21 protein-coding genes are annotated in these 26,142 nt (G+C 41.0%); 17 read left to right on the forward strand and 4 right to left on the reverse strand.

What is annotated here, in order from left to right; translation table 11 throughout:
• Positions 1-6 precede the first annotated feature (6 nt).
• Together FCL54_RS04055 and FCL54_RS04060 are read left to right on the forward strand one after the other, a co-directional pair.
• A complete protein-coding gene (locus tag FCL54_RS04055) occupies positions 7-1,947 on the forward strand; it encodes a heparinase II/III family protein (RefSeq protein WP_138123485.1) in 1,941 nt (646 codons plus the stop codon).
• A gap of 304 nt (positions 1,948-2,251) precedes the next feature.
• Positions 2,252-3,241 (forward strand): hypothetical protein, encoded by a 990-nt coding sequence (locus tag FCL54_RS04060; RefSeq protein ID WP_138123487.1) that lies wholly within the window; start codon positions 2,252-2,254, stop codon positions 3,239-3,241.
• Positions 3,242-3,298: 57 nt separating this feature from the next.
• Here the strand turns inward: FCL54_RS04060 and FCL54_RS04065 are convergent, their stop codons facing one another.
• Both FCL54_RS04065 and FCL54_RS04070 read right to left on the reverse strand, forming a co-directional pair.
• Complete coding sequence (locus tag FCL54_RS04065) at positions 3,299-4,783, reverse strand: hypothetical protein (RefSeq protein ID WP_138123489.1); 1,485 nt, start codon at positions 4,781-4,783, stop codon at positions 3,299-3,301.
• 18 nt (positions 4,784-4,801) lie between these two features.
• Positions 4,802-5,080 (reverse strand): hypothetical protein, encoded by a 279-nt coding sequence (locus tag FCL54_RS04070; RefSeq protein WP_138123491.1) that lies wholly within the window; start codon positions 5,078-5,080, stop codon positions 4,802-4,804.
• 536 nt (positions 5,081-5,616) lie between these two features.
• Between FCL54_RS04070 and FCL54_RS04075 the strand changes: the two genes are divergently transcribed.
• The 3 genes from FCL54_RS04075 to FCL54_RS04085 all read left to right on the forward strand — a co-directional run bounded on the left by FCL54_RS04075 (position 5,617) and on the right by FCL54_RS04085 (position 9,035).
• A complete protein-coding gene (locus tag FCL54_RS04075) occupies positions 5,617-6,627 on the forward strand; it encodes a LacI family DNA-binding transcriptional regulator (protein ID WP_138123493.1) in 1,011 nt (336 codons plus the stop codon).
• Positions 6,628-6,764: 137 nt separating this feature from the next.
• Positions 6,765-7,529: a sugar phosphate isomerase/epimerase family protein gene (locus FCL54_RS04080; RefSeq protein WP_138123495.1), complete on the forward strand. Its 765-nt coding sequence runs from the start codon at positions 6,765-6,767 to the stop codon at positions 7,527-7,529.
• Positions 7,530-7,742: 213 nt separating this feature from the next.
• Positions 7,743-9,035 carry a M14 family zinc carboxypeptidase gene (locus FCL54_RS04085; RefSeq protein ID WP_138123497.1) on the forward strand — a complete coding sequence of 431 codons (1,293 nt, stop codon included), beginning with the start codon at positions 7,743-7,745 and terminating at the stop codon, positions 9,033-9,035.
• A 235-nt stretch (positions 9,036-9,270) separates the two neighbouring features.
• Here FCL54_RS04085 and rlmD read toward each other — a convergent pair whose 3' ends face one another.
• Positions 9,271-10,659, reverse strand: a complete 1,389-nt coding sequence (gene rlmD, locus FCL54_RS04090; RefSeq protein ID WP_138123499.1) for a 23S rRNA (uracil(1939)-C(5))-methyltransferase RlmD — start codon at positions 10,657-10,659, stop codon at positions 9,271-9,273.
• 393 nt (positions 10,660-11,052) lie between these two features.
• Between rlmD and FCL54_RS04095 the strand changes: the two genes are divergently transcribed.
• The 10 genes from FCL54_RS04095 to FCL54_RS04140 all read left to right on the forward strand — a co-directional run bounded on the left by FCL54_RS04095 (position 11,053) and on the right by FCL54_RS04140 (position 22,222).
• Complete coding sequence (locus tag FCL54_RS04095) at positions 11,053-12,204, forward strand: anhydro-N-acetylmuramic acid kinase (protein WP_138123501.1); 1,152 nt, start codon at positions 11,053-11,055, stop codon at positions 12,202-12,204.
• Positions 12,205-12,243: 39 nt separating this feature from the next.
• Complete coding sequence (gene murQ, locus FCL54_RS04100; protein ID WP_138123503.1) at positions 12,244-13,164, forward strand: N-acetylmuramic acid 6-phosphate etherase; 921 nt, start codon at positions 12,244-12,246, stop codon at positions 13,162-13,164.
• A gap of 19 nt (positions 13,165-13,183) precedes the next feature.
• Positions 13,184-14,251 (forward strand): serine hydrolase domain-containing protein, encoded by a 1,068-nt coding sequence (locus FCL54_RS04105; protein WP_138123505.1) that lies wholly within the window; start codon positions 13,184-13,186, stop codon positions 14,249-14,251.
• Between the two features lie 21 nt (positions 14,252-14,272).
• A complete protein-coding gene (locus FCL54_RS04110) occupies positions 14,273-15,829 on the forward strand; it encodes an ABC transporter substrate-binding protein (protein WP_246055128.1) in 1,557 nt (518 codons plus the stop codon).
• A gap of 50 nt (positions 15,830-15,879) precedes the next feature.
• Positions 15,880-16,824, forward strand: a complete 945-nt coding sequence (locus FCL54_RS04115; protein ID WP_138123507.1) for an ABC transporter permease — start codon at positions 15,880-15,882, stop codon at positions 16,822-16,824.
• Positions 16,825-16,851: 27 nt separating this feature from the next.
• The gene (locus FCL54_RS04120) at positions 16,852-17,682 is read left to right on the forward strand and encodes an ABC transporter permease (RefSeq protein WP_138123509.1); all 831 of its coding nucleotides are present in this window, start codon (positions 16,852-16,854) and stop codon (positions 17,680-17,682) included.
• A gap of 52 nt (positions 17,683-17,734) precedes the next feature.
• Complete coding sequence (locus FCL54_RS04125) at positions 17,735-18,730, forward strand: ABC transporter ATP-binding protein (protein WP_138123511.1); 996 nt, start codon at positions 17,735-17,737, stop codon at positions 18,728-18,730.
• On the forward strand, positions 18,723-19,700 hold the full coding sequence (locus FCL54_RS04130; RefSeq protein WP_138123513.1) for an ABC transporter ATP-binding protein: 978 nt from the start codon (positions 18,723-18,725) through the stop codon (positions 19,698-19,700). The genes FCL54_RS04125 and FCL54_RS04130 overlap by 8 nt, the downstream gene beginning before the upstream one ends.
• A 33-nt stretch (positions 19,701-19,733) precedes the next feature.
• Positions 19,734-20,621 (forward strand): MurR/RpiR family transcriptional regulator, encoded by an 888-nt coding sequence (locus FCL54_RS04135; RefSeq protein WP_138123515.1) that lies wholly within the window; start codon positions 19,734-19,736, stop codon positions 20,619-20,621.
• Positions 20,622-20,887: 266 nt separating this feature from the next.
• On the forward strand, positions 20,888-22,222 hold the full coding sequence (locus FCL54_RS04140; RefSeq protein ID WP_138123517.1) for a hypothetical protein: 1,335 nt from the start codon (positions 20,888-20,890) through the stop codon (positions 22,220-22,222).
• Positions 22,223-22,238: 16 nt separating this feature from the next.
• Here FCL54_RS04140 and FCL54_RS04145 read toward each other — a convergent pair whose 3' ends face one another.
• The gene (locus tag FCL54_RS04145; protein WP_138123519.1) at positions 22,239-23,372 is read right to left on the reverse strand and encodes a M20 family metallopeptidase; all 1,134 of its coding nucleotides are present in this window, start codon (positions 23,370-23,372) and stop codon (positions 22,239-22,241) included.
• A gap of 206 nt (positions 23,373-23,578) precedes the next feature.
• Here FCL54_RS04145 and FCL54_RS04150 point away from each other — a divergent pair, with 206 nt between their 5' ends.
• On the forward strand, positions 23,579-24,928 hold the full coding sequence (locus tag FCL54_RS04150; RefSeq protein WP_138123521.1) for a M20/M25/M40 family metallo-hydrolase: 1,350 nt from the start codon (positions 23,579-23,581) through the stop codon (positions 24,926-24,928).
• A gap of 10 nt (positions 24,929-24,938) precedes the next feature.
• Positions 24,939-26,132: a M20 metallopeptidase family protein gene (locus tag FCL54_RS04155; protein WP_138123523.1), complete on the forward strand. Its 1,194-nt coding sequence runs from the start codon at positions 24,939-24,941 to the stop codon at positions 26,130-26,132.
• Positions 26,133-26,142: the final 10 nt, after the last annotated feature.

Consider the following 26,142-nt stretch of genomic DNA (forward strand, 5'->3'; position numbering starts at 1 on the left):
TTTATTGTGGAGAAAACAATCGAAAATGTGAAAGATCGCCAGTATATCCGTGTTTTTAATATTTATGAACCGTTAAAGGACAAAGTGCTTCGGCCAGTATGCGATGACATTCTAGATGATATCTACTACAAGAACAAACGATATCCTGCAACAAAAGTAAACGAAGCAAACATGTGGACCGCAAACATCAACGATCGAAGCTGGAGATTCTGGCTACATACTCTGACGATGATCGAACAGTTGATGGATGGATACCGGGAGTACAATGAACCTGCTTATATGGAAAAAGCGATGGCATTGTTTTTCGACTGGAATGAGCATAACTACCCGGAAGCGGAATCGGAGATGGCCTGGCATGACCATTCTACTGCACTGCGGTTGATCATGATCTGCCGGTTGTTTGAAGAATGGAAACAGGATCACTGGGATACGGAAACCTTATCGACCTTTACAGAACTTGCAAGTGCCCATTGCGCGAAGTTAAGTGATCCAGATTTTTATATGGAAAAGCATAACCATGGGCTCGACCAGGATATTGCAATGTATATCGCTTCACGCGTGTTTAACTTTTTGCCAGAAGCAGAGGATTGGTACCAGCTTGCAACAAAACGTTTCTGGAAGCAAATCGAAGACCTGTTTGCACCGGATGGAAGCTATCTGGAACACTCTCCAGACTATATTTATGATCTTTCGGACAGGTTGTTTAAGTTTCTGGATTTTCTGAAGCGATACGAAATCAAGGAATATGAAAAGCTTGAGGCGGTCCTGGATAAGCTCGTTCGTTTCTTCGTATATACATTTCAGCCAACTGGCTTAATCCCTCCGGTGGGGGACAGTGCGAACCGGCCGATCAATGTAGCGAAATTCGATAACCCGCCAGCCCACTTGCTTAATCCGTTACTGTTTGTCACGACAGGAGGAGAAAAGGGAGAAATTGATTACAAGACAGATGCGGTCTTCCCTGATGGCGGGTATGCTATCTTCAGAAATCAATGGGGCCTGGACGCAAAGACGGTTCAGTTGTTCTTCCACAGCAGCTTCCATTCCAGAGTCCATAAGCATCATGATGATCTTTCCATCAACTTGTTCGGACATGGTCAACCGCTCCTTGTCGATGCCGGAAAATACAACTATGATTATAAAACGCCTGAGAGGCAATACGTGGTATCGAATAAAGCGCATAACACGGTTGTGGTGGATAACAAAAATACGGAAATCATTCGAATGAATATTGGAAAGTCAGGTTTGACCACCTATCATCTAAATGAAGCGTTCAACTATGTGTCAGGAATTCAATGCTTATATCCGGGTGTTATGCACCGAAGGATGATACTATACGTGAAGCCTGGCGACATCATTGTCCTTGATTACCTGTTGGGATATAAAGATGATCATACATTTGAACAGACCTTTAACTTTGATCCTTCTCTGGAATGCTCGGTGGAGGAAAACCGTATTCAAGCCGGCAACAACGGTACCCCTTACCTTTCGCTAATCCCGATGGTAAATGAAGATACCATAGAGACAAGCATAATCAAAGGGCAAGAGGACCCACTTGTGGGCTGGCATTCAACTGATTATGCGACTTTAAAGGAATCCTGTCACAGCTCTTTTTCGCAGACAGGAAAAGAAGCAAGATTTGCTACCCACATAAGCTTGAGCCCATCCAGTCCGGCAAGCATCCCGTTCAAATGGGAAAATGATGAAATAAATCTTTCCTGGCAGGACAAGAATCTAAAAATCATTCTTACTAAACAGTATGAACATTTAGTTTTAAACGGGGAGTATATAGCCTCCCAGAAAGTGGATCATCCTAAAATAACAGCGGCCATTAAGGACCAGGAGATTTATGAATACCGGGAGAAATATCGCTCCGAAAGACAAAGAAGGCTGAGGTACCAGGAGCAGTTGGAGAAGGCGAAGGAAAAGCTGAAAGCAAAACAATAAGAGGTTAACTGTAATTCCGGGGGGACGGCAACAAGTCCTTTCCGGGATTTTTTGCATTACAGTAAAAGACAAAAAATTCCCCGGGATGAAAAGTAGGTTGTCTAAAAGCCAGCTACTGTCATTACTTGCAGGTTACTTATCGGAGAGTTTTTCTAATTTCGGGATAACACTTATTAACAATCCAAAATATTTCCTATCGGTGGTTCGAAAGGCACGCTTTTTCCTGGTTAATTAGACTCTTTTATGTTAACAGTATTGCTTGTTACCATTTTAGTATAGTCCCAATCTGTAAAGGAGTTATTAAATGATAATAACAAATTTTAAGGATGGTAATATGCTTGGAGATCTGTCGTTTCGACCATTCGAGGAACATGGTATTGAAGAAGAAAGCAGGCTCGTCTTATATAACAATGTGGAAGGGGATTTCTCCCACTTATTGGAGATCGAGCCATTCGAAAAGGCAAAGATTGACCTTAATACCCTGGAAAGTCATTTTGATTATAAATTTAAGTATCAGCTTAAGAAAAATGGAAAATGGACAGACCATATCAAATATAAGTATTTAAAACCCGAACAAGAAACAGATAAAGGAATCAAGTATTTATTTTACCCTGATCCCACCAGCCAACATTTAATCATTGTTTTTCAGGCGATCAATAAAAATCCCGGATATAACTATATTCGGACATTAAAGGATATAAAGGCATCAAAGCTGTTTATAAAAGATGATTATGGCGAGGATGAATTAACAAGAAGCTCCTACTATCTTGGAAAGAACAGGACAAATAATATTGAAGAACCCGTGCATGAGCTTATCCTCAGGGCAAAGAGAACGTTGAATATAGACAGTAAGAACATCATATGTGCAGGATCCAGCAAGGGCGGATTTGCAGCACTCTTTTTTGGATATAAATATGGATTTGGAAACATTGTCGCTGGAGGACCACAGGTTCTACTTGGCAATTATCTGGGGAAAGGCAAACTGGAAGGGTCATCCTCCATTCTTCCTCCGATTCTAAAGTACCTGGCAGGCGAGGTTTCACAAGAAAGCATCGAATGGGCAAATGGTTTGATGGAAACAGCTGTAAGAAGCTTGCCTGACCATGATCCTAAAACCTATATTCATGTGGGACGCGGTGAACCTCATTATGAGGAACATGTGTTACCTTTTATTAAAATGGCGGAAGCAAAGAAAAACCTGGAAGTAGACCTCGGGGAATATAACACTCATTCAGAACTCAGTGTTCATTATCCTGAGTATTTAAAAAAGGCAGTCGGAAAACTAATAAAATAATTAAAAAAGGTGGGACAGTTCAGATTGGAACTGTTCCACCTTTTGTTTGTCATGCACTTACACTGTTGCCAAAAGCTGAGGGATTTGCTCTTGTTTTTCATCTGTGTATTCTGGAATCATGGCAATTTTAAAGCCGACCAGCTTAAAGTCGATGTTGCCTATTATTCTGCATGCGATCCGGCACTTCACAATGTGTTCATCGATGCTTAAATTGTTTGTTTCGTTCATTTGAAGTGAAATAACTTCCTCTTTCCCTTTTTCAGAATAGGTAATAACCATTGGAACAATTTTTCCTTCTCCGCTATGCGTAACGATCGGTACAATTTTATAATCCGTTTTTGCATGGATAGGAATGGCGCTCTTATCCGGGATTTTACTAAAACTATTATTATGTTCCTGGTAGGAAATATAAGTAGATTTATTGCTGTCGAGTTGAGAAGAAACAGCTAAATTTCCTTCTTGATTGTACATCCCTATTACTGAAGAATCAGGATTATACCAGCTGCGTGTATTCAAGTTTAAGAATGTTTCTTGTGACACATCCTTATTGTTTATTTCGTTTATTCCTATTTTTAATCCTTCGATACTTCCCTGTCCTTTGACTCTGACAACAAATTTTAAAGAATCGATTTCCTTTTCAAACTTCACTAATTTTGAGCTATTGTGATGGACTATTTTGGTTTCAGCCGGTTTTCCGCCAACAAACCCGAGGATCAGTAAGTCCAATTTCAGCTTATTCCGGTCCTCGTACTCGGTAAGAAAGCTAAATTCGTAAAAAGTTGATGGACTTATCTGAAACAAAGGCGGATTTACAGGTGGTTGTGAAAGACCTGTTTCATCTCCTAAGGAAATAAGAGCGTAATCATCCTGTTCGACGAACGCTTCAAGGCTGTTTTCGGTACGATTAAACGATTGCTTGAATTCTTCCGGCAGGTGGATTTCTTTTGGGATAAAAGAAAGCTTTATCTCACTTTCTTCAAATCTTTCATCCGGTGACTGCTCCAATAGACTGGAATAGGATTGTCCGAAGCCCTTTAGATGGAGGTTGCCAATTTTAACATGGTTTAGTGAAAAGGTTCCGTTGCCTTTTAGCCTGATCGCGGCTCTGAATCCATCAAACTGGCCATCTGGAAGGGATATTGTCTTTTTGCTATTCAAGGGTACTTTGTAGAAAGCTTCTTTCGTTTCATTTTTATATCCTATTATATAAAGGGTTGCCTGTATTTCTCCTGTAGAAGTGCCATCAAATTCACACGTTGATTCTCCGTTCTTAAGCTGCAATGGTTTTGCAGGCGGATTAGAAAAATTGATATCTTCTTCGTTGTAAGACAAATAAAAGTGCTTTGAGTCAGGGATGTCGAAGCGCAATTCTTTTCCATTATTCGTAATGTCGCTGTCATAGCTATTCACATACCACCAATTTGTATTGATCACATTTATTGTTTTTGTGTGGGCCTGTTTGAATTCAGCGATATCTTCTTTAACTCTTTCTTTTCGCTTTCTAATTACCCGCAGCTCTTCTTCTAACAATTGGATATCCAAATCTAATTCATCCCCTTTTTATTTCTTCATTTTCCAGTACTTTGTTGCAAGCCGGCCAAGTTTTGAGTTTCGCAATGCCTCATACTTTGCTTTTATTGATTCCTTTTCTTTGGTCTCTCGTAAAAGTTCCTTCGTAGCCCTTTCGTTATCTTCCAGTTGATTTAAAAGCTGTTGTTTCAGGTGTAGGATATCAGTCTTATAACGGTTTTCAAGTGATTGTATTTCCTGGCGAAGGCCATTATTTTCTTCTATGTAATTTTTAAGATCTTTCTCATTTTTTGATAGCGTATTTTCCAAGGTGAAATCCTCCTCTATAAGAGATTATTTTGAATCATCCTGCAAAAAAATCTTCTGGGCACCAAGTGTAACATATGTATTGCTTGAATTTTTGAATAAAACGAAAACTGAAGAAGTAAATAAGAAAGTAGTCAGGATGTAAAACCATTTAAGATTATTTAAAGAGTAAGAAAAAGGAAAGAGTCAGTAGTTTCAAGAGCATTGCATATTGCCCCATAAGTCCGCTTCAGTTCTCCGTTTTATCACCAGTAACGGGGACGGTAATTCTTATCAGCAGCAGTGTATGTGAGTTGAACCATTCTCTCTTTATAGGTTTCGTTGTAAATAAGACTGGTGCGTCTCAAAAAATAGGTGCCAGGCACCGCAAATGGACAACTGTCCACGAGCGGTGCCTGGCACCATTCTATGGCACCATTCTATTAACATAAAAATACTAAATAGTGTTGCAATTCAAAAAACTTTGTCCTATACTAAATGTAATCGATTACATAAACTAACTAACAATAAGAATCGCATCAAATTAGGGAGATAAAAATATGGTTAAGATGAGTGACGTGGCAAAACTAGCTAACGTATCGACTGCGACAGTTTCAAGAGTGCTAAGGAGCCCTGAAACAGTAAAGGAAAATACAAGGCAGAAAGTACTTAGCGTGATTGAAGAATTAAATTACCAACCAAACATACTGGCTCGTCATTTTCGTAGAAGTGAGACGAATACCATTCTAGTTATAGTTCCGAACATAATGAATACAGTTTTTGCAGAGATAGTTGGAGGGATTGAACAAGCGGCAGCAGCAAATGGATATAAGGTTTTACTCAGAAATACCAATCTTGATGTACGAAATGAGTATGAAGCGATTGATCACCTCAAGCAAAGACAGGTCGATGGAATGATCTTGCTTTCAGAAAGGCTTGAAAAGAAAACCTTATTAGAGATCAGTAAACAATATCCGGTTGTATTAGCTTCAGCTTATATAGAAGGCTTAAAAGTACCCACTGTTTCAATTGATAATATTAGCAGCAGCAGGGAAGCGACAGAACATTTGATCAGACTGGGGCATAAACGGATCGCCAATATTTGTGGACCGTTATTCTCGTCGATATCACGTGATAGATTAAAAGGGTTTAAACAGGCAGTCTACCAAAATGATCTGGAAGTAGATAGTGTACTGATACAGGAAGGGGAATTTACATTTGATTCAGGATATAATCAAATGTTGAAGTTCCTGGCATTAGAAGTACCACCAACCGCTGTGTTTGCGGCGAATGATGAAATGGCGATGGGAGCGATTAAAGCGGCCAAGGAAAACGGGTTAAAGGTTCCGGAAGATATGGCAGTTGTAGGATTTGATAACATTAAATTTTCCTCTATGTTTGAACCTGCTTTAACTACGATCGCACAGCCAAAATATGAAATGGGAAAAAAAGCAATGGAGTTATTGTTAGAGCAAATGCAGGGGGTTGTCCATACTAAGATCCAGCATGTGTTAGACACTAACCTCGTAATTCGAGATTCATGTGGGGCAAAAAAGGCTGAATTGGTTTAGCCTTTACTTTAATCGAATAAATGTAATCGATTACATTTTTAAGGAGGTGATTCCCTGTCAATTTGGTAAAACTACTTGCAGTTTTGTAACCGATTACATCCGGGTTGCGAATAAAAAATAAAAAAGGAGAACAGAAAATGGGACAAATACCAGTTGGTCTTCAAATGTATACGTTACGAAAGGAAAGCGAACAAGACTTTGTTGGAACGTTAGAAAAAGTTGCGTCTCTTGGTTATCAAGGTGTTGAATTTGCAGGTTATTATGGGTTGTCTGCTGATGAATTGAAGGATGTCTTACATAAGCTTGGGCTTCAGGCTGCTTCAAGTCATGTGCCGCTGACAGTATTAGAGAAAGAGTTAGACCAGACCATCGACTATCAAAAAAAAATCGGCAGTAATCATATTGTCTGTCCTTTTCTTCCTCCAGAAAGACGAAGTAAAGAAGATTATTATAACTTGATTAACATTCTCAATAAAGCAGGACAAAAATGTGCTGAAGAAGGCATCACATTTTCTTACCATAACCATGATTTTGAACTCCATCCCTTTGATGATGGCCAAAAGCCGCTGGAATTGTTACTTAAAGAAACAAATCCTGATTGGGTCAAAGCAGAACTGGATGTATATTGGCTTACAAAAGCCGGTGAAGACCCGGTCGAGTGGATGAAGCGCTACCAAAACCGAACACCTTTAGTTCATTTGAAAGACATGACGACTGATGATGAAAAATTCTTTGCTGAACTTGGAACCGGGGGAGTTAATCTTGATGGAGTCATAGCTCAGGGAGATGATTCTAATGTTGAATGGTGGATTGTTGAACAAGACCAATCAAGGCGCACACCGCTTGAAAGTATCGAGACTAGCATTAATTACTTAAAAAACAAACTGGTATCTGCAAGGTAATTCAACCAAAACATTTTATTAAGGGGGAAAAAGAATGAAGAAAGTTGTCTCTATCCTGTCACTGTGTTTCCTTTAGTTTGGCACCTTCAGTTAGTTACGACAAAACAAGTCAAAAAATGCGGTGGCAAACGACTAACTTTTCATTTTTGTTTCCGTATAATTAAAATATCGCTCAGAATTGAGTGAAAATTGGAAATACATAGGAGGAAAAGTATGAAAAAGACGGCGATTGTTTTAAGTACGACCTTAGGGTTAGCTCTTGCAACTTCATCTGTTGTATCTGCTAATCCCACCACTACTCCGAACGGACCCTGGGTACAGGATGAGCAGAATTTGTCTTTTTCCAGCTTTATGACGAATGAGGAATTGTACTCTACGTTGCAAAAACTAGAGAAAGCTTCTCATGGAAAGATGGTATTGGACAAGGCAGGCGAATCAAACGATGGCAACGCTATGTATGTTGCTAAATATGGAGATAATAGTCCCGATAAAAAGAAATTATTGGTCTATACGCAAATTCATGGGAATGAAGTACTTGGAACAGAGGCAGCAATGGAGATCATGCAGAAGTTAAACTCTGGCGGTAAGGAAATTAATGATATTTTAGATGAAGTTTCCATCTGGATCATGCCACGTATTAATCCTGATGGCACCATGAATCAGTATGAGGGAGAGCAGTACCCTGCTCGTTATAATCATCAAACCTGGGATCCAGAAGCACTGGGATTGCCATCTGACACTGCTGCACCATGGTACTATAACGCAGATGGATCTGAAAGAGGACAGAATAATAATGAAAGAATAGTTTATGGAATCCCTGGTTATGATTTGAATCGCGATTTCAGTCCTAACTATGACTTTGATCTGGAAGAATTTGCGGCGGAGAATCCTGAGGAGCTTGCTAGTATCTTAAATAATCCTAAAACTAACAACCCGAGTAGCACTGGTTTTGAAGTTTCGCCTGAAGCAGAAGCGCTAACAGGAGTTGTAGCTGACTTTGATCCGGATGTAATAATAGACGTGCACCATCGCGGGTTTAACAGGTTGTCAGAAGATGACAATCGCTCCGTTTCGATAGAAGTGTTAGGTCAATTTACAACGAAGCCTTTTACAGATCCGTTTACTGGTCAGAATTATAGTATTGATGATGATGTGTTAACATTGAGCAAACAGGTTACCGTTGCTGCATATGATGCACTTCAGATCGGCAAATCGTCCTTCGGTGCGATCCAGCAGTATCCTCAGGTTAACTATCCTGGTTCCGGACTTGGTGCATTCCAGCTGAACGGCGCTGCCACAATGTTGATAGAAGTAAAAGGCCAAACGCAAACCCTTGGCCAAAAACAAAACGGAATGCTAAAACAAACAGTAAAAGCACCTATCTATGATATTTTAGCGAAATTAGCTGACGGTTCTATTCATGATGTCGATGCAAGCCGGTATGAGGATATTCCTCCTTACTATGGGGGAATAGATCCTAGTGATCCAAAAGGTACTGGATTTTAAAGATGTCTTTTTGGGGTGCCTGGCACCCCAAAAAGACATCTCCGTGGAAAAGTCTTCCTGAAATGGACATCACAAAATGCTTTTTAATGAAAAAGGGAACACCTCTATCAATCAAACATTTGATTGATAGAGGTGTTCTTGTTTTGTTAAGGTGCCAGGCACCACGCGTGGACAGTTGTCCATTTGTGGTGCCTGGCACCGTTAATGAGGCACCGTTAAATGGCACCGTTAATGACTACTCCAAAACTAGTTCCGCTACACACTCCACATGAACTGTGTGCGGGAATAAGTCAACGGGCTGAACCTGTTTCAGGGTATATCCAAATGGCTCAAGTTCCTTAATATCTGATGCAAATGTCTCAGGATTACAAGAAACGTAAACAATTCGTTCCGGCTTGGCGCGTCCGATTCTTCTCATCACTTTGCCGCCTGCACCTGAGCGAGGTGGATCAAGCAACAATAATTCGGGATGTCCAAAGCTCTCTAACATCTGGTCGATTCCTTTTCTCGCATCTTTAGCCAGGAAGGTTGTGTTCGAGATTCCGTTGTCTTTCGCGTTCCGTTTTGCTGATTCGATCGAACTTTCAACAAGTTCGATACCTGCAAGCTTTCCTACCCGGTTAGCGAATGGAAGTGAGAAGGTACCTACTCCACAGAAAAGGTCGAACATTTTCTCTGTTTTCTTCGGCTGTCCCATTTCAATCGCCAGGTCTACCAGCTTTTGAGCCTGAGTCGGATTCGTCTGGAAGAAGGTATCGAACCAGAGACGGAAGCGGTAGCCATTCATTTCATCGTAAATGAAGTCTCTTCCTGCTAAGACATGCGTTTTTTCAGACTGCGTACGGTCCGCCCAGTCTGTGTTTTCAAGCCAGAGCAAACTTTTTACTTTTGGTAACTTGTTCTCTACCCGAGCTATTAAATCTTCAACGGCATCTTTAAGATCACCCTCTGGTGCTTCTGTAGCGAATAGCCCAAGCATGATCTCACCTGTAGCAAAAGATTGCCTAACCATTAAGTGGCGAAGAAGCCCTTCATGAAGGTCTTTGTTATAGCCACTCAGTTGATGGTCTTTCACCCAGTTTGAAACTTCCATCGCTGCTTCTACCATTTCCTCACTAGCGATCAAGCATGTTTCAAGTGGAATGATCTTGCGGAAATTCCCCTGTTCATGCAATCCGAGTTCGCCTTTAGATGAAAACGTGAATTCCATTTTATTACGATATTGCCATGGCTCGTCCATGCCGATTGTATCCAGCACTAGACTCGGATCATATCCTTGAGATTCGATCGCTTTTTTAACATATTCCGTTTTATGCTGTAACTGCCCCTGATAATCCCAGTGCTGCCATACACAGCCGCCACATCTTTCAAAGTGAGGGCATGGAGGTGTCACTCTGTCCGGATGGGTCTCCAATATTTCATCGGGCAATGCTCTCCATCTTCTCTTTTCAGGCTTTTCCACTGTCACAGATACTTTTTCTCCGGGAAGTGTCTGTGGGATTGTTAGCTTTAGCTTTTTAGGGTTACCGAGTTCGTTTTCCCGCCATACGGCAGCCTGTCCCGAACCCTTTTTATCTAATTGACGTACTTCAGCAACGAACGTTTCACCTTTAGTCGTAGTCAACGTAAGTTCCTCCTTTATAGATTTCATTTTTATTATATAGAAACAATCGAATTGTTTGGTTTTTAATGTGGTATAAGCAGCTGTTTATTAGTCTGCATACTTATCTAGTATAAAGGAGGACTACCTATTATGGAAATATTTCTTTGCTAGTAGAAATTTACAGGCGGAATGAATTAAATGTAACAAGAAATCCCCCTTAAACAAACGTTTGATTAAGGACACTTTTATTTGAATTTCAAAGGTCTTAACCCATTTTTCTTAAATGCCCATGTTACTTTTTGAAAAAACATTTCAATAAATAAATAAAAGTATTGATATTTAATTTCGATACCTCTACAATGTTAGGTGAGGATGTAATATTCGAAAGGTTGTGAAAATTTGGAGCTGCCTAAAATGAAAGTGGCGGGTGTGATGTCCGGGACCTCTCTGGATGGTATGGACATTGCAATAGTAGACTTCCAAAAGGTGAATGGCAAAATTGACTTTGAACTCTGTTATTTTACAACTGTTCCATATGAAAAAGAATTGAAGGCCCGCCTGGAAGAAGTTGTTGTTCCTAATACACCATCACCAGAAATTTCTTCCATGAACATGTTACTTGGGGAGGTCTTCGCAGATGGTGTCCTGCTTGCTGTCAAAGAAGCTGGATTGCAGACTGCTGATATTGACTTAATTAGCACTCACGGGCAGACCGTTTTCCATGATCCGGTCTTTAAAAAAGACGATCCTTATTACCGGCCAAATACTCTTCAAATAGGAGATATTGGAGTTATCGCTGAAAAAACTGGAATACCTGTGATTGGTGATTTCAGGACGCGTGATGTTGCAGTGGGAGGCCAGGGTGCTCCATTAGTGCCTTTTCTGGATTACACTCTGTTTAAGTCAGAGCAGCTTGGAAGGGTTCTCGTTAATATCGGAGGAATATCGAATGTCACTGTTCTTCCTAAAAGCGCTTCTGCCGAAAATATCATAGCCTATGACACCGGTCCGGGAAACATGATCATTGACGCCTTTGTTACCTGGCATACGAATGGTGAACAGTGCTATGACAAAGACGGTCAACTGGCAGCTAAAGGAAATATTAATCAAGAATGGTTAAAGGAATTGCTGGCACATACATATTACGGGGAATCTCCGCCAAAGAGTACCGGTAGAGAACAATTCGGCACAGAGTATGCAAGAGATCTATGGAATCAGGCAGAGAAAAGAAACATCTCTAAGATTGATAGGATCGCAACCGTAACGGCCCTAACCTGGTATTCACTCGGGAAAGCCTTAAAGAAGCACATAGAGGAAGATAACGTAGAAGAAATATACATTAGTGGCGGCGGCTTGCACAATGCGAGCATGATGAAAGGCTTAAAAGATTATTTGCCAGAGAATGTTAGTGTAGAATCTTCGAAAGAGCTCGGCATAGACAGTGATGCAAAAGAAGCGATAGCCTTTGCTCTATTCGGATACCTTGGTTTTCATAAGCAGCCCAATAATTTGCCGGCAGCTACCGGGGCATCAAAAGAAGTGATCATGGGCAAGATTGCCTGGTAGAATCAGAGATCTTATCAATAGAAATAGGAAGGTAATGTAATGGATAATCTCTCAAAGTTAACAACAGAAAAGTATAATCCGGAATCGGTCATGCTGGACCAAATGTCTACCCGTGAAATAGTAGACTTGATGAATGAAGAAGATTTCACGGTCCCAAAAGCGATCCAGCAAGTTCTCCCGGCCATTGAACAAACAGTAGAAGCTGTCTATGAATCCTTTAAAAAAGGTGGAAGGCTGTTTTATATTGGAGCTGGGACGAGTGGACGGATCGGTTTGCTAGACGCTGTTGAATGCCCGCCTACTTTTAGCACGGACCCGGAAATGGTTCAGGGGATTTTAGCCGGCGGTAACAATGCGCTTATGGTGGCCGTCGAAGGCGCTGAGGATGATGAGAAACTGGGACAAGAGAATCTGAAGGAACGGGGCCTAAACCCAAATGATGTTGTAATAGGAATTGCGGCAAGCGGCCGTACCCCTTATGTAAAAGGTGCCCTTCAGTATGCAAGATCTATCGGAGCTACTGCAGTCAGCTTGACAAGCAACAGGATGGCAGAGATCAGTGAACAAGCCGATATTGCGATTGAAGTCGAGACAGGACCCGAAGTATTAACAGGTTCCACCCGATTGAAAGCGGCGACCGCCCATAAAATGATACTGAATATGATCAGTACAGCAGCGATGGTGAAAATGGGCAAAGCTTATCAGAATTTAATGGTTGATGTAAACGCTTCCAACCATAAGCTGCGAGAACGAGCGAAAAAAATCGTTTGTGAGGCAACAGGAGTGGATTACAACGCTGCAGCAGAAGTGCTTGAGAAAACAAACTATGCTGTGAAACCTGCGATGGTGATGCTCCTTTCGGGAGTAATGTTTGATGAAGCTTTGCAATTACTCGATAAAGCGAACGGGTTTGTCAGGGATGCTGTTAAGCAGGTAAAGAGTGTCCAGCATTTCAAATAATGTTGAAGAGGTTACGTGTATGAGTTCCCTTGAAACTAAAATTTACAATATTTTCAAAAAGTACATAGACAACAGCTATATGGCTGGCGGAGTCTGTTCCATTAAACAAAACGATCAGCAGATCTTGCTAGAGGCTTATGGAAAACGGAATATGGTTACCTGTGAAGACGTCCGGACAGACACAATTTTTGACCTAGCAAGCGTAACAAAAACTATCACGTCCACGTTAATTTTAAAATTGATCACGAAAAACAGGTTAGCTTTAGATGCGAAGTTAGGAGATTGTCTTCTGGCAGCAGCCAGAAACGGAGTCCTGGCCCCTATAACCATACAACAATTACTAACACATACCTCAGGATTGGTGGCCTGGTTTCCGTTTTATACAGAGCTGCCGACAAGTGATCTCTACGAAATACTAAGTTCCATCGAACTGAATCATCAGGAAGAAAAAGAAGTTGTATATAGCGATCTAAACTACATTCTGTTAGGTGAGATTCTAAAACACAAGCATCAAGCGAGTTTACAAAAGATCATTGAAAAAGAACTGGTTCAGCCACTGCAATTACCTTATTTAACATATGGCCCACTTTTCGATGAAAATATTGCTGCTACGGAATTTGGAAACCAGATCGAAATGGAGATGTGCCGAAGCAGGAATAAGACATTTTCAAGCTGGCGGGATACGAGTAAACCGATTATAGGTGAAGTGAATGATGGAAACGCGCACTATTTCTTTCAAGGGCAATCCGGACACGCAGGCCTATTTGGAACAGCGGCTGACCTGAGTAAAATAGCTGAACTGTATTTGAAGGGGGGAATTGTTGGGGGGACTGAATTCCTTGATCCCAAACTGGTCAAACAATCGTTGCAAACTATTGCAGAGGATAGAGGTTTAGGCTGGCACAGCTCTAATCCCTTCCCGGTCGGGTTTGGCCATACTGGATTCACCGGAACAGCTTTATGGGTCGTCCCGGAAAAAAACTTGCAGGTTGTGCTACTTACGAACCGTTTACATGTTGAGGAACCAGTGAACATTAATCCATTCAGACAAGAGCTTTATGAGGAAATACTAAATAAACTTTCATAATAAAAAAAGGGGGAAAAGTAAGTGATTAAAAAAGGCTTTAAATTGACGTTTATCTTTGCTCTTCTTGCATCTGTTCTAATAGCTTGTTCAGGAAACAAAGAAACTTCTGGAGATGGAAAAGACACAGGCGGAGATAACAAACAGGTAGAGCAGGTATTGAAGATTGCTAATGACCAGGAGCCTGCAGGACTTGATCCACATAAAACACCGGCGCATTCTTCTGTAAGAATTTATTCACAAGTATACAGCGGGTTAGTTAGATTTGATGAAAAGATGGAGGTTGTGGGTGATCTTGCTACGGATTGGGAGCAGCCGGATGACAAGACATATATTTTCAATCTTCGTGAAGGGGTTAAATTTCACAACGGCCGAGAGATGACTGCAGAAGATGTGAAATATAGCTTTGAACGTATTAAAGCGGAAGAAACTGCTTCCCATATCGCTTCTTACTTTGCAAATGTAGAAAGTATCGAAGTTCTTGGAGACTATCAAGTTAAATTTAACCTTGGAACTCCAGATGCAACCTTCTTGACCAACTTAACGAACTCCAGTGCAGCAGTGGTTGCAAAAGAAGTTGTAGAGGAAAATGGTGACCTTCAGCAGGTTGCAGTGGGTACTGGACCGTTCAAGTTTAAAGAGTGGGTACCGGATAACAAAGTAGTTTTAGAGAAAAACGAAGACTATTATGAAGAAGGACTTCCAAAGCTTGATGAAGTTGTCTATTATACGATGAAAGATGAAGCAGCGAGAATGTCTGCGATTCGTACCGGAGAAGTTGATCTAACGACAGTAAACCCAAAATCTGCATCTTTATTGAAGAAAGAAAAGAATATCGATGTGAAAGACTATCAATCTCTCGAATACAGCTATGTAGGATTTAATGTGGAAAAGGAACCTTTGAACAATCAGAAGGTACGCCAGGCTTTAAGTCTAGCAACGAACCGTAAAGCAATCGCGGATGTTGTTTGGAACGGTGACGCAGTGGTTTCAGGACCGGTGGCTCCTTCCATGGGAGATTGGGCAATCGATGTTACGAAGCATGAACTTTATTCAAACGACATTGAAAAAGCGAAGAAACTTTTAGATGAAGCTGGTTATCCGGACGGATTTGACATTACGATCACTACGGCATCGACTTACCCTGATATGGTAGACACCGCTCAAATCCTCCAGCAGCAGTGGAAAGAAATTGGCGTTAACGCAGAAATCAAGCAAATCGAGTGGGGCGAGTATATCGATACATGGTTATATACATCAGCTGATGTGCTGGTAGGCCGTAACGGCTCAGGTACTGACCCGGATCGTGCATTGCAATATTTCTTCCATTCAAAAGGATCTGCTAACGTATGGGGCTTCTCCGACGCAGAGTATGACAAATTGGTTGAATCTGGTGAAACAATGCTTGATAAAGGAAAACGGAAAGAGATCTATAATGAAGCACAAGAAAAACTAATCGACCAATCTCCAAATCTATTCTTAGTTTCACCAATGAAATATGTTGCGGTAAGGGACTCCGTACAAGGGTTTACTCCTTATCCGCATAACGGTGAATATATTCTAGAGGTTTCAAAAAAATAACAAAGTAGAGGCTGCTCCGGCAGCCTCCTGCTTATTGAGGGTGAACACGGATGTATGCATATATTCTGAGAAGATTATTAATGTTGATTCCTGTGCTGTTCGGAGTATCTGTCGTTATCTTTTTTACATTGAGAATTATACCCGGCGATGTAGCTGCTACTATTCTGGGAACGGATGCTACTCCTGAAGCACTTGCTCAACTACGAAAGGACTTCGGACTGGACTTACCCATTTACGAACAATATCTTCAGTGGATGGGCGGAGTAATGACGGGAGACTTTGGCGAGTCTATGCGTACAGGAAAAGAAATACTTCCCGACATTTCCAGCCGTTTTGCGATTACGTTCGAGTTAACGATGTTATCGGCATTTATCTCCTGGATCATAGCTATTCCTCTGGGTATCATCGCGGGAATTAAAAGGAACTCAAAGACGGATTTTGGCGTTAGGGTTGTTTCTTTGCTGGGTGTATCCATTCCTAATTTTGCGTTAGCAACGGTTCTAATTCTTGTATTAGCACTATTCTTTTCTTATAGCCCGCCGGTCGGGTATGTTGGCTTTTTCGAGGATCCGATTACTAATCTGCAAATCTTATTTTTACCTGCGCTTGTCCTGGGAACTTCCATGGCTGGAGCTGTAACGAGAATGACAAGATCCTCCATACTTGAAATCTTAAGGCTCGATTTTATCCGTACCATTCGTGCAAAGGGCGCAAAAGAGCGCGTTGTCATTTTCCAACATGCTTTAAGAAATGCGATGATCCCTATTTTAACGATTATTGGGATGCAGATCGGCGTTTTATTAGGTGGGACGGTTATTATTGAACAAATCTTTTCGTTGCCGGGTTTAGGACAGCTTGTGCTGACAGGGATAAATCAACGTGACTTCACTGTAGTACAGGGCTCTGTTTTATTCATTGCTTTTGTTTTTGTAATGATTAATTTAATTGTAGATATTTTATATTCTTACCTCGATCCAAGAATCACGTATAAATAATCTACGGAATAAGGAAGTGTGATCTTCATGAAAGAGTTTTTCCAGCGGTTAGTTAGTGACAAAGTAGGTTTAATAGGTTTTATTGGGATTTTGCTAGTCATTATCGTTGCTGTATTAGCGCCTGTAATCGCCCCTTACAGTCCGGATAGAATGTTTACCGAACACACACTGGAAGGCCCGAGCAGTCAATTTTTATTTGGCACAGATGAACTTGGAAGAGACATTTTTTCGAGAACGGTCTATGGTGCACAAGTGTCCTTGCAGGTAGGCCTTATTGCTGTCGGGATAGGCGCTACTGCCGGCCTGATATTCGGCTTGATCAGCGGTTACTTCCAGGGAAAAGTAGATCAAGTGATCATGCGTGTGATGGACGTGTTTTTTGCCTTTCCTGATATTTTGCTGGCATTAACGATCGTCGCTGTTCTAGGTCCGAGCTTAACAAACACGATGATTGCAATCGGTATCGTATTCACGCCGGTTTTTACAAGACTCGTAAGATCCGCAGTTATGTCTGTAAAAGAAAACGAATACTTAACGAGTGCTGTAGCGATTGGGGTACAGCCTGTGAAAATTATAACCAGACATATTACTCCAAACATCATGGCACCTTTTATTGTTCAAATTACATTAGCGTTATCGGGAGCGATTTTAACTGAAGCGGCATTAAGCTTTCTTGGCCTTGGCGTTCAGCCGCCTGACCCATCCTGGGGTGTTATGCTGAATGCAAGCAGAACTTATATGGAGTTTGCCCCGTGGACGATCCTGTTTCCGGTAAGTGCGATTGTTCTTACAATCCTATGCTTTAATTTATTAGGTGACAGCCTCAGGGATCTTTTAGATCCAAAGCTGAAGCAATAGGGCGGTTAATGTGGCTAAAAACCTGACTGCTATTCTTAAGGGGAGAGGTACTTTGAATACTGTATTAGATATTAAGAATCTATCGATAGAGGTCAATACAAAAAAGTCGAAATATAACGTAGTCGAAGGTGTTAACCTATCAATCGGGAAAAAAATGAAATATGGAATTGTTGGAGAATCGGGGAGTGGAAAGAGCCTGACATCGCTGGCGATCATGAATTTACTTCCAGATGTCCTTAAGGTGTCAAAAGGCAGCATTACTTTAAATACGGAAAAATCAAAAGAACTTACAAAGCTTTCAAAGAGGGAAATGCAGAAGATCAGGGGAAACGAGATTTCGATGATTTTCCAGGAACCGATGACTGCACTGGATCCCTTGTACACGATCGAGCACCAGCTCTTAGAAGTGCTGAAATTCCACACGAATTACAGCAAAAAAGAGATGCGGGAATTAGGGTTAGACATGCTCAACAAAGTAGGCATTTCACGGGGCAAAGAAATCTTTAAAAGCTATCCACATCAGCTTTCAGGTGGAATGAGGCAGCGTGTTATAATCGCAATGGCCTTGATTTGCCAGCCTAAATTATTGATTGCGGATGAACCGACAACAGCTTTAGATGTAACGATCCAGGCACAGATACTGGACTTAATGAATGATTTGTCTGAAACACATGATACTTCCATCCTGATGATCACGCATGACCTTGGTGTCATTCTGGAAACGTGTGAGAGAGTTGCGGTATTATATGCCGGCCAGGTGATGGAAGAAACGACGGTGGAACAATTGTTTACAAACCCTTCTCATCCGTATACACAGGGACTTTTAAAGTCGATTCGCTCTTTAGGGGACCATAAGAATACGTTATATTCAATCCCTGGAAATGTGCCTACACCGGCTCAATATGAAAATATGGGCTGCAGGTTCTCAAGCCGTTGTCCCCATGCAATGGAAATCTGCAAGTCAAAAGAGCCTTCTATGTATACCGTGGAAAAAGACCATACAAGTAAATGCTGGCTGCACGAAGAGGAGGGCGTAGCATATGGCTGATACCGCTTACGCTATAGAAGTTAAAAACTTAAAAAAATATTTTCCTATAAAAGGCGGAGTTTTGAAGAAAACCATTGGCAATGTAAAAGCTGTCGATGATATTACCTTTAATGTGAAGAGAAACGAGACCCTTTCATTGGTCGGCGAAAGCGGATGCGGAAAATCGACTACCGGAAGAACCATCTTAAAGCTATATGAACCTACTTCAGGAGAAATCTTTCTTAACGGGCAAAAAATCTCCGACATTCCCAGAGGCAAGTTTCGCAGGATGAGAAAAGATATACAGATGATCTTTCAGGATCCTTTCAGTTCTTTAAATCCAAGGATGACTGTTAGATCGTTATTGTTAGAACCGCTGTTAACCCATAAATTAGCATCACGAAAAGAAGCGAATGAATTGGTCGGTGAGATGATCGAAAAAGTAGGTTTATCAAAGGAACAGCTTGATAGGTATCCGCATGAGTTCAGTGGAGGACAAAGGCAAAGGATCAGTATCGCCAGAGCGTTAATCGTAAAGCCGAAAGTAGTTATCCTTGATGAAGCCGTTTCCGCGTTAGATGTTTCGATCCAATCTCAAATACTAAATCTGTTAATAAAGCTTCAGGAGGAATTTGAACTAACTTATGTTTTTATCTCTCATGATCTCAATGTTGTCCAGCATCTCAGTGATCGAGTAGGGGTAATGTATTTAGGCCAGATGATGGAATTGGGGGAAACGAAGGATATCTACAACAATCCGCTTCATCCATACACCAGAGCTCTATTATCGGCTATTCCATCTCTTGATCCATATGAGAAAAAGGAAAGAATTATATTACATGGGGATGTACCGGACCCGTCCAATCCGCCATCTGGATGTCCATTCCGGTTAAGGTGTCCAAAGGCACACGACCGCTGCGCTGAAGAGAAGCCGAGATTTCTGGAAAAAGAAAAAAACCATTGGGTAGCATGTCATCTTTTTGACGAATAAATGCTGAAATAAAAAATGAAAGTTGGTTCCAACATGTCGAGGACAAATGCAGGCATTTTTATGTTGAAGGAAATGAAGGATAAGCTTCCCCCGTCCGAACGTAAAATTGCAGAATTTATCTTAAAGCAGCCACAGGATGCGATCAGCATGACTGCCGCAGGCCTTGGCAAAGCGACGAAAACAAGCAGTGCAGCAGTGATCCGAATGTGCAAGTCATTGAATATCAGCGGAATACAGGAGCTGAAGATCCGGATTGCTGGTGACCTCCAACGAAATATAAAAGTGGATTTAAGGGATATAGAGCCGAATGAACCATGTACTTCTACAATTGAAAAAATGACATCCCATAGCCTCCAAACGATTCGGGAAACGGCAGACCTGTTGCATAGCGACGAACTAGAAAAAGCGGTGGAAGCCCTATTAATGGCTAAAGGAATACATTTCTTTGGAGTCGGTGCTTCGAGCATAGCTGCGATGGATGCGCAACAAAAGTTTTTAAGAATTAACAGGCCGGCAAGGGCATTCGGGGATTTGCATATGTGTGCCACAGTTGTAGCAAATGCAAATGAAAGCGATGTTGTCGTAGGGATCTCTTTTTCAGGGGAAACATATGAAGTTGCAAAGGTTTTACAGCTGGCTAAGGAAAAGGGAGCGACCACGATAAGTTTAACTAAGTATGGAAGCTCCCTTGTTTCGAACCATGCTGATATTTGTTTGTATACCTCTAATTCAAAGGAAGCGACATTCAGAAGTGGAGCAACCTCATCGCGCCTTGCACAACTTCACGCGATCGACATCCTATTTATGTGTGTTGCTTCCCGAACCTACGATGAAACCGTCACATACCTAGACACAACAAGAGAAGCCATCGGATCACTTTTTGATGAATCATTAAAAAGAGGGAAGAAAGTGAAAGTTTAAATTTAAACATTTCTCTTACAAGTAATCGCCTTGTTTGGGAAATGTTTTTTGATTTCCATTCTTAATAGATTGTTAATACTAAAGAAGAAATTTTCACTATTCAAAAGGCAAAATGAGCTGCCTAATAGTTAGAGCATTTTTGGCGCTTAGAATATCTGGATATATCAATAAGTTCAAATCAAAATGAAAAACATCTATAATTAGGCTATAATAAGCAGATGAGTAGTAGTTTTATCCCAGATATTTTACCAGAAAAGGTGAGAAGAGTGGAAATAACGTTAGGAGTAATTGGTCCAGAGGATTCTGTTAATCATATATTGAATTCTTCTGAGGCATTTTCAGACTTAAAATTAATTCCGTTTTACTATAAAAATGTAGAGCAGATAGAAGAAATAATAAAACATAATAAATCCCGGATCGATCAATGGTTTTTCTCGGGACAAGTCCCTTATACTTACGCCATTTCAAAAGGATTGGTGATGGAGACAGAGAGCTTTTATCCACCATTATATGGAGCAAGTTTATTAGGGAAAGTGGTTGAGTCTTATTTAGACATGGGTAAAGTCTTAAAAAGGATTAGCCTGGATACAATTCAAGAATCTGAACTTGAAACAACAAAGCGATATTTCTCATTGCAAAAATTGGAAATATATTCGTATTCATATCCGGATTTTCGTCCTGTAGAAGAGGTTGTGGAATACCATCGTAAGCTATATGAGGAAGGTAAGACAGAGGTTGCTTTTACCTGTCTTAGAGGAGTATTTGAAGCATTGAGAGGGTTAAATATTCCTTGCTACCGTATCTTCCCTTCCCATTTATCGATCTATTTTGCACTTAGAGTATTGAAGGAAAGGGGAGAATCTTCCTGGTATCAGAGATCTCAGTTAGCGCTTCTGGGTGTTGAAGTTATACAGCCTGCTAACGAAGATGAATTCTTTTATTCTTATGAACAAAAACATAAGGAATTAAATTTAAAAAGATTACTAATTGAGATAGCAGAAAGAATAAACGGATCTTTTGTTCAAATTGGCGATGGGTTATATTTCATCTACACGACACGGGGCGAAATCGAAATCAAGCTTGATAAAAAGGATTTGCATCATTTGATTGATACTGTTAACTCACAGACTGGATTTCAGCTTCGTATTGGTTTGGGCTACGGCATAACTGCTTTACAAGCTGAAGAGAATGTGCGGACTGCATTTCGAAGTGCCCGGAAACATACGACTCCTAAAATTGTTTTAGTGGATGAAGACCAGGAAGTGACAGAATTTACTTCTGGCGGTGATTCAATAACCTATTATCTTAAAGATTGGATCAGTGGGGAGTGGGCTGATAAATTAAAAAGAGTGAATATATCCCCATCTTCCCTATCAAAAATCCAGGCATTATCAACTTTTTATAAGAAAGAAGAAGTTAATTCGCAGGAAGTTGCAGGATGGCTTGAAAGTTCAGAGCGAAATGCACGGCGAGTATTAGCGGAGCTGGAAGCATTAGGATTGGCATCAAGTAAATCCGTGCAAGTGAATGGTTCTAAAGGGAGACCGAGAAAAGTTTATAAATTGTTGTTTAACGGTTCGAAAAAAGCTAGCAGAGAATAGTCTGCTAGCTTCTTTGTTATAATTTTGGTAACAAATGAGATAACAAAGCTGAGCGTTTTGAGAGCTCGTCTACTATGATATGCTCATATTCCGCATGCGGACCTTCACCAGGACAGCCCAGTCCATCAAGAGTAGGTACGCCGATAAAGGCGGTGAAATTACCGTCACTTCCTCCCCCAACATGGGCTTCGTCCAGTTCGAAACCAACTTCGTAAGCCGCTTCCTGGGCTTTAAAAAACAATCCTTCAATTTCTTCTGTTCGTTCCATAGGAGGACGGTTAAGTTCACCTTCAACTTCGATATCGATTCCTTTATATGTAGGTGTAAGATTGTCCAATATGTCGACCATCCGCTCAGCTTCGGATTTAGTCTTCACTCTAAAATCAATTAATGCTTCTGCTTCTTCTGGCACAACATTTCTTCTTGTTCCGCCATTAACCACGCCGACATTGACAGTCGTGCCTTTCTGATAATCAGTCAAGTTTTCCAATTTCACAATTTGTTGAGCAAGCTCTTTTACTGCGCTTACGCCGTCTTGATGATGGTTACCTGCATGTGAGCTTGTTCCCTGTATTTTTAAGTTATAGATGCCGACGCCTTTTCTTGCTGTTTTCAACGCGCCTGTTTTAGCAACAGGAGGTTCTGTAATCAAAACGACATCGCTTTTTTGAGCTTCTTCTTCAATCAAGGGCCTGGATGTTTGGCTTCCGACTTCTTCATCGGAGGTACAAAGAAAGACAATTTCTTTATCCAGTGTAATACCTGTTTCTAGCAAAACCTTTACTGCCCAAATCGATTGAATGATTCCGCTTTTCATATCAAGCACTCCGGGACCGAAGAATTTTCCATCCTCGACGACAATAGGAAGCCTTCCTTTATCCCATACCGTATCGAAATGTCCCGCTATAAGAATCCTTTTCTCTCCCTTTCCAACAGTGAATTTTAAATGGTCACCCCGTTCTGCTTGTGGATATCGGACAGGTTTAACCCCGAGTCTCTCTAAAAATATTTCTTCTAGAACTTTTCCACATTGGTCTACTAATTCTTTTTCATCTGACGGGGATTCCGCCCTTACAAACTTCATTAGATCCTGCAGAATATCTTTCTCATGCTCCTGTAAATAACTTAGTTGGCTTGCTATTTGTGGCATTTTTCTCCTCCTTTTTCATTTACGGAAATGTTTTGGCAAATAACTAAAAATAGACTTGTTACAGTTATAACTGAAAAAAAAAAATTTTTCAACAATTTAAAAATATTAAATAAATTACAATTGACAAAAAATTTAAAATAATCTATAGTCGTTTATAAGAATTTAGGATTATTTTTGGCATTTTGCCGAAAAGGAGGGATAAGAAGTTGAAAGATGTTTATGAATACATAGATAAACATCAAGATCAATACATTGAGTGGCTTCAGGAGCTTTGCAGAATACCTAGCGTTGCAGCACAGAATCGAGGCATGCAAGAGGCCGCTGATAAAGTCGCTGAGTATTTGAAGGAAAAAGTAAATGGGAAAGCGGAACTCGTATCAACCGCAGGGTTCCCGGTAGTTTACGGAAAGTTAGCAGGAAAAAAAGAAAAAACCCTTTCTTTTTATAATCATTACGATGTACAACCTGAAGATCCTTTAGAGTTGTGGAACTATCCGCCATTTGAAGCTGATATTGAAAACGGAAAGATGTATGCAAGAGGAGTTGCTGACAACAAAGGTAATCTCGTTGCTAGAATTGCTGCAGTTCATGCATATCAGCAAGTAAGAGGCGAACTTCCGCTAAACATAAAGTTTATCGTGGAAGGCGAAGAAGAGATAGGCAGTGTTAATCTTGAAGGATTCGGTGAAGAAAATGAAGATCTGATAAAGGCGGATGGCTGTATCTGGGAGTTCGGTTATAGGAATGCTGATGGGCGGCAGCAGGTAAGTCTTGGAGTTAAGGGAATGGCCTATGTGGAATTAGTCTGCAGGGGAGCAAACACAGATATGCATTCAGCTAACGCGGCTGTTATAGAGAATCCTGCATGGCGGTTAATCTGGGCATTGAGTACATTGAAGGATAAAAATGAGCATGTACAGATAGAAGGATTTTACGATAAAGTTCTTTCTTTAACTAAAGAAGAAGAAGAGGCTATAAACCAACTCATCTACAGTGAAGAAGAGATGCTTGAACAACTCGAACTTCAGTCTTTCTTATTAAACCTGAACGGAGACGAATTGAAAGAAAAGTTGATCTTTCAACCGACATGCAATATTTGCGGTATTGAATCTGGTTACACTGGAGAAGGTTCGAAGACAGTCTTACCATCGGAAGCAAGGGCTAAACTTGATTTCCGGCTCGTACCTGATCAAGATCCACATGAAATTGTTTCTTTGCTTCGCAATCATCTGGACAAGCATGGATTTGAAGATATTGAAATAATCAAAATGGGAATGGAAAAACCGGCCAAGACACCATTCGATGATCCTTTAGCAGAAAGTGTTATTTCTTCAACGAAGCAAGTTTCTAACTTAGAGCCTACGGTTATGCCGATGTCACCGGGCACTGGTCCAATGTACGAACTTTGCCAGAAGTTCGGTATCCCATCTGTATCGGTCGGAGTGGGAAACTTTGAATCCAATAATCATGCTCCGAACGAAAACATCAACATTGAGGACTATGTGGATGGAATTAAACTAATCGCAACCGTCCTTGAAGACTACGCCAAACGTTAAGGAGTTTAAAATGCTAGAACAAAAGACTAGTTCAACACTTATAGAAAGAGCAAAAGCAATTCAGGATGATCTAACAAGATGGAGAAGGGATTTTCACCAGCATCCTGAACCTGGTTTCGAAGAAAAGAGAACATCAGCAATCGTAGCTGACCATCTGGAATCACTCGGGCTAGAGGTTAAGAAAAATGTTGCCGGTACCGGTGTAATAGCTTTGTTAAAAGGTTCTGAACCTGGGCCCACATTTGCATTAAGAGCAGACATGGACGCTCTTCCAATCCAGGATGAAAAAGACGCCGATTACTGTTCGCAGAATAATGGGTTTAGCCACGCATGCGGGCACGATGCCCATACAGCGATGCTCATGGGAGCTGCAAAGCTTCTCAGTGAAAGAGGACTCGAAAAGGGAAACATTAAGTTTGTTTTTCAGCCTGCAGAAGAGGGGCAGGGGGGAGCAAAAGCAATGATTGATAATGGAGTGCTCGAAAACCCAGAGGTCGATGCAATTGCAGGTCTTCACGTCAATACCGGTATTGATACCGGATCAATCACATTATCCAGTGAAAGAGTAGGATGTGGAGCTGCCGATTTCTTTTCTTTAAAAGTGATAGGAAAAGGCGGGCACGCCGCACATCCTCACCAGACTGTCGACTCTGTGGCCGTAACAGCTCAGGTTGTTTCTGCCCTTCAACAAATTTCAAGCAGACAGGTTGATCCGACTGATCCGATCGTCGTCACAATCGGTTCTATACACGGCGGTAAAGCAAGTAATGTTATCGCACCTGCTGTAGAAATGACTGGAACAGTCCGAACGTTAAACCCTTCTCTTCGACAAAAGATACCAGAGATGATGGAAAAAGTGATAAAAGGGGTTACCGACGGATTTGGTGCCAGTTATGATTTCGATTTTCAATTCAAATTTCCGTCAATTTTAAATGACGATTCCTTAACTGACCTTGCTGCCCAAACAGCAGATGAGGTTCTTGGCGAGGGGCAGTATAAAAAGGTTAAACCTGGTATGGGCGGGGAGGACTTCGCATTTTATACCGAAAAGGTTCCAGCTGTCTTTTTCAGGCTTGGTGTAGGTAACGATGAGATGGAGCGCTTTCCGGGTCATCATCCGAAATTTGATATTGATGAAAAGGCTTTGCCATATGGATCTGCAATGCTTTCACAGATTGCACTTAACTATTTGAAGAACCACTAAAAATAGTGAA

Origin of the sequence: Exobacillus caeni (assembly GCF_005747095.1) — a bacterium.
GTDB lineage: Bacteria > Bacillota > Bacilli > Bacillales > Guptibacillaceae > Exobacillus > Exobacillus caeni.